Source organism: Pannonibacter sp. (assembly GCF_051860505.1).
In the GTDB taxonomy this organism is placed as follows: domain Bacteria; phylum Pseudomonadota; class Alphaproteobacteria; order Rhizobiales; family Stappiaceae; genus Pannonibacter.
Window position 1 is genome coordinate 1 of sequence record NZ_JBHYDX010000026.1, and the last position, 15,374, is coordinate 15,374.

Below are 15,374 nucleotides of genomic sequence, written 5' to 3' on the forward strand. Positions count from 1 at the left end.
ACGGTGCTCCGCCCGCGGACCATTCACGCTCCACCAGATCAATCTGGCAAGAGGCGCTCGGATAGACAGGGGTGACGCAGAGCAAGGCGTGATCTGTCCCCCAAAAACAAAACGGGGCCTGACGGCCCCGTTCATAATCTCATGCTGCGAGCAGGATCAACCCTTGGTCCAGGACGCCATGACCTGCTCCAGGGCGCGGGCGCCGGGTGTGCCCTTTTCCAGGGTCAGGATGGCGCGCTTGCCGGTCTCATAGAGCATCGGAATATCGATCCAGCCGCGTTCGCGCAGCAAGGCGAGGTTGCGGTCGCGCTCGTTGTCGATGCTTGACAGGGCAATCCAGAAGAAGCCCGGCGAGACTTTCACCGAGGCCCCCATCAGCGCATCCCCACGCGCCTCTTCGGTCGGCTTCATCACGAGCCCCGGAACATTGGCAACGTCCTTGCCGGTAAAGCCGTCGGGAAGCTGATACTGGATCTCGACCAGATGGCTGGCCGGAAGCGAGGCATCGGTGTTCGGCTTGATTCGCACGGAGACGGCGATATTGCGGTCGGGGATCTCAGCTTGAGCGGCCAGAACCTGTACCGGCTTGCCGGAACTATCGGTTTCCTCGATGACGCTCCAGGCCACGCGGCCCTGGGACGCGGTTCCCGAGCCGGAAGCATCCTCACCCTCTTCATAGAGGATGGACCGCTGCGCCACGATGGATTCAACCGGAACTTCCGCAACCGGTGCCGGGGGCGTTATCGGCGCAACTGCGGCCGGTGCCTCGACAGCTGGCGCCGCCGGAGCTGGTTCAGGAGCCGCCTGTGCTGTTTCAGGGGCCGCAGGCTGCTGCGACGGGGTGATAAGCGTTGTGGTCACGGTGCGCGCGTCAGGCGCCACGGCAGGCTCACCATTGTCCGTCAGAAGACGGTCATTGGCCTTCTCGACCTTGCCATTCTCGGCAGGGGCGGATGCAGCCGGATCAGACGCTGCGGCCGGATCTGACGGGGCAACCGCAACAGCCGGAGTGCTGTCACCCGAGAACAGGCCCGCGATCAGATCGCGCTGGCCGAACAGAACAGCTGCAAGCCCGATGATGATCAGAACGAGACCGCCCAGCAGGGCATAACGCGTGACAGGAACACCGCCGCCATGTTCCATCTTGCGCGCACGGGGCGGCTTGCGGTCGGCATGGGAAGCAGCGGAGACAGGCTCCGGTACATAATCCGGCTCGATGCGGCGGTCGCGGCGCGGCTCGGCCTGGCGCGGGGCTGCAGGGGTCAGGGCATCATAGGACGGCGCGGAGATGGCACGGGGCGAAGCGTTGCTAGCACCGGCGATCTGGCCCTGACCGGCCGGGGGCGCAACCGGTTCTGCCCCGAAGCTCGGCTCGCGGCGCTGGACCGGTTCGGCCGGCTGAGGCGCCACAGGATCGGGGGCAAAGGCATCGCGTGCGGTCTGGACAGCCCGGGCCGAAGCCTGGCCAAGCCGCTCGGCCTCCTGGACGGTGTTGCCCAGAGGCGTGCGCGCGGCAGGAGCCGCAGGCGACGTGTCGGAGGTCCTGGGAGCCGCCGGGGCCGAAACCGGAGCAGCCGGCTGCGGACCATCAGCGGCAACCGGGGCAGCCGGACGGCTGGCCATCAGAGTTTCGCGGGCGGCTTCTGCCTCAACCTTCCGGATCGCCTCTTCCAACCGAAGCTGTTCCGCGGTGATCTCGGAGGGGGAAAGGGGCGGCTCGTAGGCCTTGAGCTGATTGACGATCGCGTTGCGCGCGCGGCTGTAGACATTTCTGCGGGCCGCACCGTTGTTTTCCGGCAACGAGGCGATCGTTTTCTTCAGGATCGAATAGTAATCAGCCATTGGCTCGCTCGTGAGGGGCTCCGGTGCCGCCAGTGTCCCGCAAATCAGGGACCGCAGACATCAACCATTTGTAGGCGCATCGCCGTCATGCGCAAGTGCCGTTTCTGACCTGCCGTAAAGGCAGAAATGGGGCGGTGCTGCCACCGCCCCCTTCATGGGGCATGCCCCGTGTCTCAATCCTGGAACGGGTTATGCACCAAGATAGTGTCGTCGCGCTCCGGGCTGGTCGACAGGATCGCCACCGGAGCGCCGATCAGTTCCTCGACATAGCGGACATATTTGACCGCCTGTGCCGGCAGTTCGGCCCAGCTGCGCGCGCCCTTGGTGGTTTCTTTCCACCCCGGAAGGGTTTCATAGATGGGGACGACGCGGGCCTGCGCGCCCTGCGATGCCGGCAGGTAATCGATGCGCTTGCCATCGAGTTCATAGGCAACGCAGATCTTCAGCTCATCGAGGCCGTCCAGGACATCGAGCTTGGTCAGCGCGATGCCGGTGATGCCCGACGTGCAGACCGTCTGGCGAACGAGAACCGCATCGAACCAGCCGCAGCGGCGCTTGCGCCCCGTAACGGTACCGAATTCATGGCCCTTGGTGCCGAGGAAGGTGCCGATCTCATCGTTCAGCTCGGTCGGGAACGGACCTTCGCCGACGCGGGTGGTGTAGGCCTTGGTGATGCCGAGGACGTAGTCGATGGCATTGGGGCCAAGACCAGAACCAGCCGAAGCCTGGCCGGCAACGGTGTTGGACGAGGTCACGAAGGGATAGGTGCCGTGGTCGATGTCGAGCAGAGCGCCTTGCGCACCTTCGAACAGCAGGCGCTTGCCTTCGCGGCGCTGGCCATCGAGCAGGCGCCAGACCGAGTCCATGTACGGCAGGACGGTTTCGGCAACGGAGGCCAGCTCCTGGTAGATCGCCTCGGCGGAAATCTCGGACTGACCAAGGCCACGGCGCAGCGGATTGTGATGCGCCAGCAACCGGTCGATCTTGGCTGGAAGGGACTCCAGATTGGCAAGGTCCATCAGGCGGATCGACCGGCGGCCGACCTTGTCCTCATAGGCCGGGCCAATGCCGCGGCCGGTGGTGCCTATCCGGGTGCCGGTGTTGGAGTTCTCCCGCAGGGCATCCAACTCGCGGTGCAGCGACAGGATCAGCGTCGCGTTCTCGGCAATGCGCAGGGTTTCCGGCTCGACGGAAACGCCCTGGTCGCGCAGGCGGCCGATCTCGGCAACCAGCGCATGCGGATCGACGACAACGCCGTTGCCGATGACGGAGAGCTTGCCTGGACGCACGACGCCCGAGGGCAGCAGGGAGAGCTTGTAGCTGACGCCATCGATGACGAGCGTATGGCCGGCATTGTGCCCGCCCTGGAACCGGACGATCACGTCTGCCTGGACGGACAGCCAGTCGACGATCTTGCCCTTGCCTTCATCGCCCCACTGGGAACCGACGACAACCACATTGGCCATTGGTGCCAAGCCCTCCTTGAAAAGGAAAAACAGGTCGGAGGCCCCGAATGCCCCCAACATACAAAGCCCCGGAGGGTACCGGGGCAAACGCGGCGGACTATAGCCACTTGCGCGCGATCATGCGAGCCGAAACGTGCGCGTTTTGGGCTTTACCGGCCAGATCGCCTTTCGGGTGGGAAGAAATGGTGTCTCATGCTAGGCGAACGAAACCGACATCCGCCTCGCGGCCTGACCCTTCCGACTGGACCTGATCATGAGCCTCATCAACTGGCTGCTGCTGGCAGCCCTCAGCGCCTTGTGGGGCGGTGCCTTCCTGTTTGCCAAAGTTGCGGTCAGCGAAATCCCGCCCTTCGTGCTGGTGTTCCTGCGAGTTGCGCTCGCGGCCGCGCTTCTGCATGTCGTCCTGCGGCTGTCCGGCCATCGGCTGCCGCTGGACCGCAAGAGCCTCGCCGCGTTCCTCGGGATGGGGCTGCTCAACAACGTCATCCCCTTTTCCCTGATTTTCTGGGGCCAGACGGGGATCGCAGCCGGGCTTGCCTCGATCCTGAATGCCACGACACCGATGTTCACCTTTTTCGTCGCAGCCGTCATCCTGCGCCAGGAGCCCGTGGCGGGAAACCGGATCGCCGGCGTGCTGCTGGGGTTCGCCGGTGTGGCGGCCATGCTGTCGGCAGGTCTCGCCGGACTGACCTCCGACCCGCTCTGGGCGCAGGCAGCCTGCCTGGGTGCGGCCCTGTCCTATGCCTTCGCCGGCGCCTTCGGCCGCAGGTTCCGTGAGACGCCGCCAATGGTAACCGCCACCGGCCAGTTGACCGCCTCGACCCTGATCATGACGCCCGTCGCCCTGATGACCGCAGGCGACTGGTCACCCGGCACCGTCAGTCTTCTGGTCTGGGCGAATGTCGCGGCGCTTGGCATCTTTGCAACTGCCCTCGCCTATCTGCTGTTCTTCCGCCTGCTCGCCCGTGCCGGGGCAACCAACACGTCGCTGGTCACCCTGTTGATCCCGGTTTGCGCCCTCATCTTCGGGCACCTGTTGCTGGGAGAAAGGCTCTACCCGACCCAGTTTGCCGGGCTTGTCGTGCTTCTGGCGGGACTTGCGCTGCTGGACGGGCGGATTCTCGCCCCGTTCCGCCGCAAGACCAAAGCGTGATGCAAAAGGGCGGCGGCCAGGTTTCCGGCCGCCGCCCGCTCAGGCATGGAACCTGTCCTGCCCTGGGAGAGATCAGAAGCGCAGCGGCTTTACCTGCTTGACCATCGGCAGGGAAGCGATGGCTGAAAGTGTATCGGCCGGCACCTCGCCGTCGACTTCCAACAAGGCAATCGCATCGCCGCCCGGCCCGGTGCGGCCGAGGTTGAAGGTGGCGATATTGATGCCGGCATCGCCCAGAAGGCTGCCGAACTTGCCGATGAAGCCCGGCTTGTCCTCATTGGTGATGTAGACCATGTGCGGGCCGACACCGGCTTCCATGTTGATGCCCTTCACCTGGATGATCCGCGGCTTGCCGTCGCCGAACACGGTGCCGGCGACAGAGCGTTCCTGCCGGTCAGTGACGACGGTCAGGCGGATATAGGTTTCATAGGCGCCGGTCTGGCCACGGCGCACTTCCTCAACCTGGATGTTGCGGTCGCGGGCGATGGACGGGGCAGAGACCATGTTGACGGTTTGCAGCAGCGGCGTCAGGACGCCGGTCAGCGCAGCCGCCGTGAGCGCGCGCGTGTTCATCTCGGCGACCGCCCCGGCATATTCGAGGCGCACGGCCTTGATGCCCGTTTCCGTCAGCTGGCCGGCGAAGGAGCCGAGCTGCTCGGCAAGACGCACGAAGGGCACGAGACGCGGGGCTTCCTCGGCCGTGATCGAGGGCATGTTGAGGGCGTTGGTGACGGCGCCAGCCACAAGATAGTCCGAGATCTGCTCGGCCACCTGCAGGGCGACATTCTCCTGCGCTTCCGTGGTCGAGGCGCCCAGATGCGGCGTGCAGACCATGTTGGGCGCGTTGAACAGCACGTTCTCCTTGGCCGGCTCCTCGACGAAGACGTCGAAGGCAGCGCCGGCAACATGGCCGCTGTCGAGGGCCGCGCGCAGGGCATGTTCATCCACCAGACCACCACGGGCACAGTTGATCAGATAGACCCCGCGCTTGGTCTTCTGCAGCGCATCGGCGGAAATGATGTTGCGCGTCTTGTCGGTCAGCGGCGTGTGCAGCGAGATGAAGTCCGCGCGGGCGAGCAGAGCGTCCAGATCGACCTTCTCCACGCCGAGATCCAGAGCCCGCTCCGCCGTCAGGAACGGATCGTAAGCGATCACCTTCATCTTAAGGCCGAGGGCGCGTTCGGCGACAATCGAGCCGATGTTGCCGCAGCCGATGAGGCCGAGCATCTTGCCGGTGATTTCGACCCCCATGAAGCGGGTCTTTTCCCACTTGCCGGCCTGGGTCGAGGCATTGGCCTCCGGGATCTGGCGGGCGACGGAGAACATCATCGCGATGGCATGTTCTGCCGTGGTGATGGCGTTGCCGAAGGGCGTGTTCATCACGATGATGCCCTTGGCGGTGGCGGCCGGAATGTCGACATTGTCGACGCCGATGCCGGCCCGGCCGATGACCTTCAGGTTGGCCGCCGCCGCAATGACCTTCTCGGTCACTTTGGTGGCGGAACGGATGGCAAGGCCATCATACTGGCCGATGACGGCGAGCAGCGCGTCCTTGTCCTTGCCGAGTTCGGGGCGGAAGTCGACCTCGACCCCGCGCGACTTGAAGATCTGAATGGCAGCGTCGGACAACTGGTCCGAAATGAGAACTCTGGGAGCCATGACTGATTTGTCTCCTGCGACCGGGAGCAACGTCAGCACCTCAAAGGGGATGCACGTTCAGGCTCGACCGGCGATGAGGTTGCAAGGGGCTGCCGGGAAACCCGGCTGCCGGAGTTGCGAGAAAAACGTCAGAATGCCTCAGGCTGCAATCTGCAGCTTGGCCTTCTGGATCTCGAAGGCCCAGTCGAGCCAGGGCAGCAGCGCGGCGACGCTTGCCGGATCGACCGTGGCACCGCACCAGATGCGGAAGCCCGTCGGCGCATCACGATAGGAGCCGATGTCATAGGCAACGCCTTCGGCCTCCAGCGCCGCGACCATTGCTTTTGCAAATGCGGCCTGGCCGGCCTCATCGAGCGCGGTGACGGCAGGATCCACAATCTTCAAGCAGACGGAGGTGTTGGACCGGGTTGCCGGATCGACCGCCAGGAAATCGACCCAAGGGGTGCGACCGACCCAGCCGGTGATCTGCGCCGTGCTTTCGTTGGCGCGGGCGATCAGCCCCTCGAGACCGCCGATGGACGAGGCCCATTCCAGCGCGTCGATATAGTCCTCGACGCAGAGCATCGACGGGGTGTTGATCGTCTCGCCCTTGAAGATGCCTTCGTTGATCTTGCCCTTGGAGGTGAGGCGGAAGATCTTGGGCATCGGCCAGGCCGGGGTGTAGCTCTCCAGCCGCTCCACAGCACGCGGGCTGAGGATCAGCATGCCATGTGCGCCTTCCCCGCCGAGCGCCTTCTGCCAGGAGAAGGTGACGACATCGAGCTTTGAGAAATCCATGTTCTGCGCAAAGGCGGAGGAGGTGGCATCGCAGATGGTCAGGCCTTCACGGTCGGCCGGGATCCAGTCGGCGTTCGGCACGCGCACGCCGGAGGTGGTGCCATTCCAGGTGAAGACGACATCGCGGCTGAAATCGACCTGCGACAGGTCCGGCAGCTCGCCGTAAGGGGCATCAAGCACACGCGCGTCGAGCTTCAGCTGCTTGACCACATCGGTCACCCAGGTGGCACCGAAGCTTTCCCAGGCGAGCATGTCAACGCCGCGGGCGCCGAGCAGCGACCACAGCGCCATCTCGACCGCGCCGGTGTCCGAGGCCGGAACGATCCCGATGCGGTAATCCGCCGGAACCTTCAGCACGTCGCGGGTCATGGCAATGGCGAGCTCAAGCCGGCTCTTGCCGATCTTGGCGCGGTGGGAGCGGCCAAGCGAGGTCGTGGCAAGCGCGGCGGCAGACCAGCCGGGGCGCTTGGCGCAAGGACCAGACGAAAAATGGGGATTGGCCGGGCGAAGTGCCGGCTTTGCAGTCGCTGTCATGTAACTACCCTCTCAGATAGGTGCCCCTCGTTGGGGAGGGGTGTCCCACGGACGGTGGTAATGGCTGCGACCGTTTGCGTCAAGATGAAAGCCTGGAGCGGACAAGATCCGGAAAGCGCGCCGCACAACCCAGCATTTTTATTCCGTCAGGAGCGGGCCAGACGCAAGATAGCGTCGCCCCCTTCCCGAGCCGGTCGACGGCTACCGGGTAAACAAAAAGGCCCGCACGGGGCGGGCCTTTCACATTGCAAATCTTTGTCGGATCAGAAGCGGCGGGAAATCGCGTCGCCCTGGTACAGCATCGGCTGGGAGACCGGGGCGCTGTCGAAGTTGTAGCGCACGCCGAGACGGATCTCATGCGCGGTCAGGTCCTTGTAGGTGATGCGCGTCTGGCCTGTGCCGACGTTGTAGAGCTTGACCGACTTGGCATCGCCCAGGTTCTTGTAGCGATAGCCAGCGTCGATGCTCCAGTTCGGGGTCACCGCATAGGACGCACCGGCCATCAGGGCCCAGGCGAGGTTCCACTTGCTGTGCGACCCGTCGTAGCTCGGGCTGCCACCACCCGGATTGACGGACTTGGTGCCGGAGGTGTTGACCCAGGCACCACCGAGGCCGGCACCGATATAAGGCGTCAGGCCGTTCCAGGTACCGACATCGACATAACCGTTCAGCATGACGGTCCAGACGTCGATCTTGGTGCTTTCCTTGGAGAAGCCGCCCACGCAGCCGCCGCAGACGGCGTAGCCGGTGTAGTCAGCCGGGGTTTCGTAGTCGACGGTCACGTCCGCACGGAAGTAATCGTTGAACTTGTAACCGACACCGGCGCCAAACATCCAGGCGTCATCGAGATTATTGCGCTGAAAGCGCAAGTCACCAATGACAGGGTCGTTGAACGAGCCCTTTGGCTCTTCGTAGATCTTGTAGGCGATATCGCCACGCAGATACCAGCCGCCGACAGCAGGCACTTCCGGGATATGCTCAATGATTGGCGCCGGCATATCTGCTGCGAAAACCGACGTGGAAATGGCCATCGCAACACCGGCCAAAGACAATTGCTTGAACACGTTGCCCATGTCCTGGTCCTTCGAAACAAGCGTCCGCACCGAACAGGGTGGGTCGCGTTGGGGAAACACAGGCAGAGTTTTGACCGGAAACGATTAAGAGCGACTTAACCGTATTCTTTAACTGTAATTTTTTACCTTAACAAAGACTTACTGCGCTTGAATTTCGGTAACCAAACATTAACAAAAAGGCCCCAGCGCGAAGGCTGGGGCTCAGAGGCAACTGCAGGACGAGACGTCAGGCGGCGCTGCGGGCGACGACGTCGACGATCTCGTCCACGACCTCATTGACGAGGGCCGCGTCGTCCCCTTCCGCCATGACGCGGATCAGGGGTTCCGTCCCCGACGGGCGGATGACAAGACGGCCGGAACCGCCCAGGCGATCTCGGCCGGCGTCAATGGCGGTCTTGACGCTCTCGTTTTCAAGCGGTGCACCGCCGCGATATCGAACATTCTTCAGCACCTGCGGCACGGGCGTGAACTTGGCACAGACTTCCGAAACCGGACGCCCCTCCTCGCGGACGCAGGCCAAGATCTGCAAGGCAGCGATGAGGCCATCACCGGTGGTGGCGTAATCGGACAGCACCAGATGGCCGGACTGTTCGCCGCCCACGTTGAAGCCGTGGCTGCGCATGTGTTCGACCACATAGCGGTCACCCACCTTGGTGCGCGCCAGCGACAGGCCCTTGCCGGCCAGGAACCGCTCAAGTCCAAGATTGGACATGATGGTGGCAACGATGCCCGGCGCCGACAGGCGGCCAGCAGCATGCCAGCTCTCGGCCACAACGGCCATCAGCTGGTCGCCATCGACCACCTGGCCGCGTTCGTCGACGATGATGACTCGATCCGCATCACCATCGAGCGCGATGCCAATGTCGGCGCGCACTTCATGCACCTTGCGCGACAGGGCATCGGTCGACGTGGAGCCGCAATCCTTGTTGATGTTGTAGCCGTCCGGATTGACGCCGATGGAGATGACTTCGGCTCCCAGTTCCCACAGCGCATCAGGCGCGACCTTGTAGGCGGCACCGTTAGCGCAGTCGACGACGATGCGCATGCCTTCGAGGCTCATGTCACGCGGCAGCGCACGCTTGGCGAATTCGATGTAGCGCTGCTGCGCCCCGTCGATACGTTTGGCCCGGCCAAGCTCATGCGATCCGGCCAGACGTGGTGCAAGATCACTTTCAAGCAGGCTTTCGATCTCCAGCTCGATCTCGTCGGACAGCTTGAACCCGTCCGGGCCGAAGAACTTGATGCCATTGTCGGCAAAGGGATTGTGCGATGCCGAGATCATCACACCGAGATCCGCCCGCAGAGAGCGGGTGAGCATCGCGACAGCTGGTGTCGGCAGCGGGCCAAGCAGGAAAACGTCAAGCCCCACTGATGTGAAGCCCGCCACCATGGCGTTCTCGAGCATGTAGCCGGACAAACGCGTGTCCTTGCCGATGACGACCCGGCTGCGATGGCCGCCGTTGCGGAACATCAAGCCCGCGGCCATTGCGACCTTCAGAGCGACCTCTGCCGTCATCGGGTGTGTATTGGCCTTGCCGCGAATGCCATCGGTGCCGAAATACTTGCGCATGGTGGAATCACTGCCTGTCTGGAATGAGTTCATGAATGCATGTAGCGCATAGAGAAGCATAGGAGCGTTCAAAAACTGTGAGCGAGTGTTACGGCGCAGCACGGATGACCGGGCGAAAAGCAAGACGCCCGGCACAAGGGCCGGGCGTCTCGAACTTGGTCTTGAGCGACAGGATCAGGCGCTCGGCTGCGGTTCCATCCCGGAGGGCGCGCCCCCTTCACCGCCGCGCTTGACGCCGGTGGAGGGAACCGCGGAAGAGCGGCCAACAGGGGTATCATCCCCGTTGTCGCGAACCGGCGGCTTGCCCTCGAGCAGGTTCTTGATCTCCTCGCCGGACAGGGTCTCATATTCGATCAGGCCCTTGGCCAGCGCTTCGAGCTGATCGGCCTTCTCGGTCAGGATCCGCTTGGCTTCCTCGTAGCCCTCGTCCACATAACGGCGGACTTCGGCGTCGATGATACGGGCGGTCTCTTCAGAGACATTCTGCTGCCGGGCGACAGAGTGACCGAGGAACACTTCTTCCTGGTTGTCGCCATAAGCCACCTTGCTGAGCTTGTCGGAGAAGCCCCACTGGGTGACCATCGCACGGGCAAGACGCGTCGCCTGCTTGATGTCGGAGGACGCGCCGGAGGTGATGTTCTCCTTGCCGAAAATCAGCTCCTCGGCGACGCGGCCTGCCATCATGATCGCCAGACGCGAGGTCATCTGCGTGTAGCTCATAGAAATTTCATCGCGTTCCGGCAACTGCATCACCATGCCAAGCGCACGGCCACGCGGGATAATGGTCGCCTTGTGCACCGGATGCGCCTTCGGCACGATCAGGGCAACCAGCGCATGGCCAGCTTCATGATAGGCCGTGCAACGCTTTTCTTCCTCGCTCATGACCAGCGTGCGACGCTCCGCACCCATCATGACCTTGTCCTTGGCATCCTCGAACTCGGACATGGTGACCAGCCGCTTGGAGCGGCGGGCGGCCAGAAGCGCGGCCTCGTTCACGAGGTTCATGAGGTCTGCGCCCGAGAAGCCGGGAGTGCCGCGTGCGAGCGTCTTGACGTCGACGTCCGGCGCCAGCGGAACCTTGCGCATGTGCACCTTGAGGATCTTCTCGCGGCCGGTGATGTCCGGGTTCGGAACCACGATCTGCCGGTCGAAACGGCCTGGGCGCAGCAGCGCCGGGTCCAGCACGTCCGGACGGTTGGTCGCGGCGATGATGATGATGCCTTCGTTGGGCTCGAAGCCGTCCATCTCGACGAGGAGCTGGTTCAGTGTCTGCTCCCGCTCGTCATTGCCACCGCCAAGGCCTGCCCCACGGTGACGGCCGACGGCGTCGATTTCGTCGATAAAGATGATGCAAGGCGCGTTCTTCTTGGCCTGCTCAAACATGTCGCGAACGCGCGAAGCACCCACGCCGACGAACATTTCAACGAAGTCGGAACCGGAGATGGTGAAGAACGGCACATTGGCTTCGCCAGCGACGGCGCGGGCCGTCAGCGTCTTGCCGGTGCCCGGGGGGCCGACGAGGAGCACACCGCGCGGAATGCGGCCACCCAGACGCTGGAATTTCTGCGGATCACGCAGGAACTCGACGATTTCCTGGAGATCTTCCTTGGCTTCGTCGATGCCGGCGACATCGTCAAACGTCACGCGGCCATGCGCTTCGGTCAGAAGTTTGGCCTTGGACTTGCCAAAGCCCATGGCCTTGCCACCGGCACCGCCCTGCATCTGGCGCATCACGAAGATCCAGATCCCGAGGATGATCAGCATCGGGAACCAGGAGATCAGAGCGCCGATGAGCGAAAAGTTCTCCGACGGCGGACGAGCATTGATCAGAACGCCCTTGTTGCGCAACTCGTCAACATACTGCGCGCCATCGGGAGCATAGGATGTGAAAGCGGTGTTGTTTGTCGTCCGGCCAGTGATCAGCTGCTGCTGGATTGTCACCTCGCGGATTTCGCCCTGATCAGCCTGGTTAAGGAACTGCGAGAACGGAATCTCATTGCTCGGCGCTTTCTGTCCCGGGCCCTGGAAGAGCTGGAACAGCGCGATCAGCAAGAGCGCGATGATCACCCAGAGTGCGAAATTGCGGAAGTTTGCGTTCATTTCGATCCCTTGTCCGCCATCCGGCGGCCAGTTACGCGGAGAACCCTGTCCCCTGTTTGATCCCAAGATAGGTCGCGGGACAGGCCCTGCCAAGGCGGTGTGGCAGTGTTGCGCAGCCGGGCTCACTTTTTTCTTAAAAAAGCTGGCGAAAGAACGGCAACAGGCCGGATTTCAAGCTCCTTGACCGAAATGCCATGCAAATAATCGACAGGACGGGCGCGACTATCCCCGCAAGTCACAGGCGCAGCGGCAGGTGAGCGAGACTTACACCGGCAGGCAAGGGCGAGAAACCGGGGACAACAGCCGGCGCATCGTCCGCTGAGCTGGCACTGACAAGCACCGGCGATCGGACAAAGGCTTCGGCCGGGAACCCGGCGCGCAGGTCCCGGTCAAATCCGGAATGACAACCGCCAGCCGGACCGATGCGCAGCCTTTCAGCAGCAGCTGACAGGCTCAGACGAAAACGGCCGTCCCAGAGCAGGGAGCTGCCAGGTTGAACGTTGACACTGTCAGCAGGCTGCCGACCCGGTTCGCGCCAGAAGCCGACATAGGCCGGTTCGGCGGCAATCACGCAGCCGGCAAGCGTCTGCCGGGTGGTTCCGCTGGAGGAGAGAACACTGTCCAGCCGTTCAAGCCGTTCAAACCGGGGCGGATAGGCCTCGCCGCCAATGTGGCCAAGAACCCGCTGCAGCAGCCGCATCCGCACTTCAGCCGGCAGGGCAGCAAGGACCGACCGGTCAAGCCAGCCGGGGCCTGCGGGGTGTTGGGAGAAGTTCTGTTTCAACACCTCGCTGCCCCAGGCATCCAGCGCCTCGGCGGCCGAGGCCATGCGCTGAACGGTCACCAGAAGCCGTTCAGGATCAAGTCCCTCGCTGCCAAGGTGGGCCATCAGTCGGCGCAAGCGGACGCGCTTGAACGTCTGATCTTCGTTCGACGGATCTTCGCTATGGGCAATGCCAGCCGCTGACAAGGTCGCCCGCAGGCGCGCGCCCGGAACGGAAAGCAGTGGCCGCAGAATGCGCAAACCACATGGCCCGTCGTGGACATCAGGCCGCATCGCAGCAAGCCCGTAAACCCCGGAGCCGCGCGTCAGGCGGTCGAGGAAGGTCTCGATCTGGTCGTCGCGGTGATGCGCCGTCGCCAGTGCCTCGATGCCGCGCCTGGCCATGGCTTCGCCCAGCAGCGCATAACGCGCATGGCGGGCTTCAGCCTGAAGATTTGTGAGATCGGTTGGCGGGGACCAGGTCAGCAGTTCGGCGGGAAGACTGAGCCGGGCACAGAGCGCCACAACCTCTTGCGCTTCTGCGCGGGCCTGGGGGCGCAGGCCATGATCGACCGTGAAAACAACAACATCGGGTGCCGGGAGGGCTGCTGTTCGGCGGCGCTTCAACCAGTCAGCGACCAGCCAGAGAAGACAGGTGGAATCGGCACCGCCCGAGACGGCGAGCGCGACGGCGGGCAAACCGGACAGTGGCGCAAGCAGAAGGTCCGCCTCCGCAGCGTCAATCGGGTGCCACGCGGAGGGGTCAGGAGCAGCGGACACGCTGCTGTTCGGCACGGGCCTGATCCCGCACGGCCTTCGGTGCTTCGGGATACTTGGACAGAAGTTCGGCAAAGGTCGCGCAAGCGGCCGTTCCCTCGCCAAGGCCTTCCAGCGACAGGCCGAGCTTGAGAAGGCTTTCGGGCCCCTTTGTCGTGTTCGGATATTGGGTGTAGGTCTTCAGGAACGCATCCGCCGCCTGACGATAGTCCTGCTGACCGTAATAGCTCTCCCCCAGCCAGTACTGGGCGTTCGGGACGAGATCACTCTTGGGATAGGCGTCAAGAAACGCGCGGAACGACTGCTCTGCTGCGACATAGTCGCCGTTCAGCGCATGGGAATAGGCCGCGTCATAGTCCGTGCGCGGATCGCCGGTCAGGCTGAGGCTGGCCAGTTGTCCGGCGAGCGGATCCGGCCGCGCGGCAACGCCTGGAGGGGTCAAGGTCCGCGCACTGCCGGATGCCGGGTCCACAACCGATGTCTGGCCGCGCGCGAGGGCCGAAAGATCGAGCGGACCACCTGCCCCCGGCAACGTGACAATCTCGCCCTGCGTAACCTGATCAGCCGGAAGCTGGCCCAAGGTCCCGGCGGCAGGGGCAAGTCCGCTGCTTGCGGACAAATCCTGGCCCTGCACCTGGCCTGCAATTTGCCCGGAAATCTGGCCGGAAACTTGACCCGTGGCCGGGGCAGCGCCCTGCGGTTGGACCGCAGGGGCTGCATCCGAGCGCTTGCCGGGCTTCGGCGCGGATTCGAGTTGCTGGAACCGGTACTCGTTGTCTTCCTGCATGCGCCGCAGTTGCTCCTGCAACTCGCGCATCTGGAAGGTCAGCTGCTCGATCTGGCCATTCAGCCGGCGCATCTGATCTTCCATGTCATTGAGGCGCACCTGCGCATCACCGCCTCCGCTGCTCCCGCCAAACAGCTGGGCATTTGCCTGGGGCGCGAACGCGCTGACCATGCAAACGGCAGCAAGCGCTGCAACGAGCGTCTTCCAATTCACCATGCTTCACCTCCGGTTTGCCTCATGGCAGCCGATGGATAGCACAGGGCGCGCCGACTTCGGCCAAATTTTGACGCGCTGCGCGGACGTTACACCGCAGATGCAAAAAGGGCGCAACCTTGCGGCTGCGCCCTTTTGCAAATAACCGAGAGACCTTGCCAGATCAGGAACCGGCGCTGTTCAGCACGGTCACCGCGCGGCGGTTCTGCGACCAGCAGCTGTTGTCGTTGCAGACGGCGACGGGGCGCTCCTTGCCGTAGGAGATCGTGCGCAGGCGCGAACCGGCGACGCCGCGCGACACCAGATAGTCGCGAGCCGCGGTGGCGCGGCGGGCACCCAGGGCAATGTTGTACTGGCGCGTGCCGCGCTCATCGGCATGGCCTTCGATCGTGACCATGTACTTGCCATAGGTGCTCAGCCACTGGGCCTGCTTGTCCAAAGTGGCGCGCGCCTGGACGTTGACGGTCGACTGATCTTCCTCAAAGAAGATGCGGTCGCCGACATTGACGACGAAGTCCTGGCTGGAGCCCGGAGTGGCAGCCGCGTTGCCGTCAAGGCCGTCCGGCTTGGTCTGTGCGCAAGCGGCCAGCGTCAGGGCAAAGCCGAAGACCGCCGCAATGCGCGCCCCGCGAGTCATGATACCCGAATTCAACATCTCTC

The 15,374-nt window shown here is 63.7% G+C and carries 11 protein-coding genes; 1 reads left to right on the forward strand and 10 read right to left on the reverse strand.

All coding sequences use genetic code 11. The annotated features are described in order from the left end of the window. Window positions 1–156: 156 nt before the first annotated feature. Together ACTIFE_RS16655 and ACTIFE_RS16660 are read right to left on the reverse strand one after the other, a co-directional pair. Window positions 157–1,842, reverse strand: coding sequence for a hypothetical protein (locus ACTIFE_RS16655; RefSeq protein ID WP_439530291.1), 1,686 nt, complete (start codon window positions 1,840–1,842; stop codon window positions 157–159). Between the two features lie 173 nt (window positions 1,843–2,015). After that, on the reverse strand, window positions 2,016–3,308 hold the full coding sequence (locus tag ACTIFE_RS16660) for an adenylosuccinate synthase (RefSeq protein ID WP_439530292.1): 1,293 nt from the start codon (window positions 3,306–3,308) through the stop codon (window positions 2,016–2,018). Between the two features lie 253 nt (window positions 3,309–3,561). On the opposite strand from ACTIFE_RS16660, the gene ACTIFE_RS16665 reads away from it, so the two are divergent. Next, window positions 3,562–4,461 (forward strand): DMT family transporter, encoded by a 900-nt coding sequence (locus ACTIFE_RS16665; RefSeq protein ID WP_439530293.1) that lies wholly within the window; start codon window positions 3,562–3,564, stop codon window positions 4,459–4,461. 72 nt (window positions 4,462–4,533) lie between these two features. On the opposite strand, the gene serA is transcribed toward ACTIFE_RS16665, so the two are convergent. From serA to pal, 8 genes are all read right to left on the reverse strand, one after another. Beyond that, a complete protein-coding gene (serA, locus tag ACTIFE_RS16670) occupies window positions 4,534–6,120 on the reverse strand; it encodes a phosphoglycerate dehydrogenase (protein ID WP_439530294.1) in 1,587 nt (528 codons plus the stop codon). A gap of 138 nt (window positions 6,121–6,258) precedes the next feature. Then, a complete protein-coding gene (locus tag ACTIFE_RS16675; protein WP_439530295.1) occupies window positions 6,259–7,431 on the reverse strand; it encodes a phosphoserine transaminase in 1,173 nt (390 codons plus the stop codon). Between the two features lie 263 nt (window positions 7,432–7,694). Then, window positions 7,695–8,504: an outer membrane protein gene (locus ACTIFE_RS16680; RefSeq protein WP_439530296.1), complete on the reverse strand. Its 810-nt coding sequence runs from the start codon at window positions 8,502–8,504 to the stop codon at window positions 7,695–7,697. A gap of 226 nt (window positions 8,505–8,730) precedes the next feature. Further along, entirely contained in the window at window positions 8,731–10,074 is a 1,344-nt protein-coding gene (glmM, locus tag ACTIFE_RS16685) for a phosphoglucosamine mutase (RefSeq protein WP_439530348.1), read from the reverse strand. Between the two features lie 174 nt (window positions 10,075–10,248). Beyond that, on the reverse strand, window positions 10,249–12,174 hold the full coding sequence (gene ftsH / locus ACTIFE_RS16690) for an ATP-dependent zinc metalloprotease FtsH (protein ID WP_439530297.1): 1,926 nt from the start codon (window positions 12,172–12,174) through the stop codon (window positions 10,249–10,251). A gap of 235 nt (window positions 12,175–12,409) precedes the next feature. Beyond that, complete coding sequence (tilS, locus tag ACTIFE_RS16695) at window positions 12,410–13,732, reverse strand: tRNA lysidine(34) synthetase TilS (RefSeq protein ID WP_439530298.1); 1,323 nt, start codon at window positions 13,730–13,732, stop codon at window positions 12,410–12,412. Then, the gene (gene ybgF / locus ACTIFE_RS16700) at window positions 13,701–14,717 is read right to left on the reverse strand and encodes a tol-pal system protein YbgF (RefSeq protein ID WP_439530299.1); all 1,017 of its coding nucleotides are present in this window, start codon (window positions 14,715–14,717) and stop codon (window positions 13,701–13,703) included. The genes tilS and ybgF overlap by 32 nt, the downstream gene beginning before the upstream one ends. A 160-nt stretch (window positions 14,718–14,877) precedes the next feature. After that, on the reverse strand, window positions 14,878–15,369 hold the full coding sequence (gene pal / locus ACTIFE_RS16705; protein ID WP_439530300.1) for a peptidoglycan-associated lipoprotein Pal: 492 nt from the start codon (window positions 15,367–15,369) through the stop codon (window positions 14,878–14,880). Window positions 15,370–15,374 lie beyond the last annotated feature (5 nt).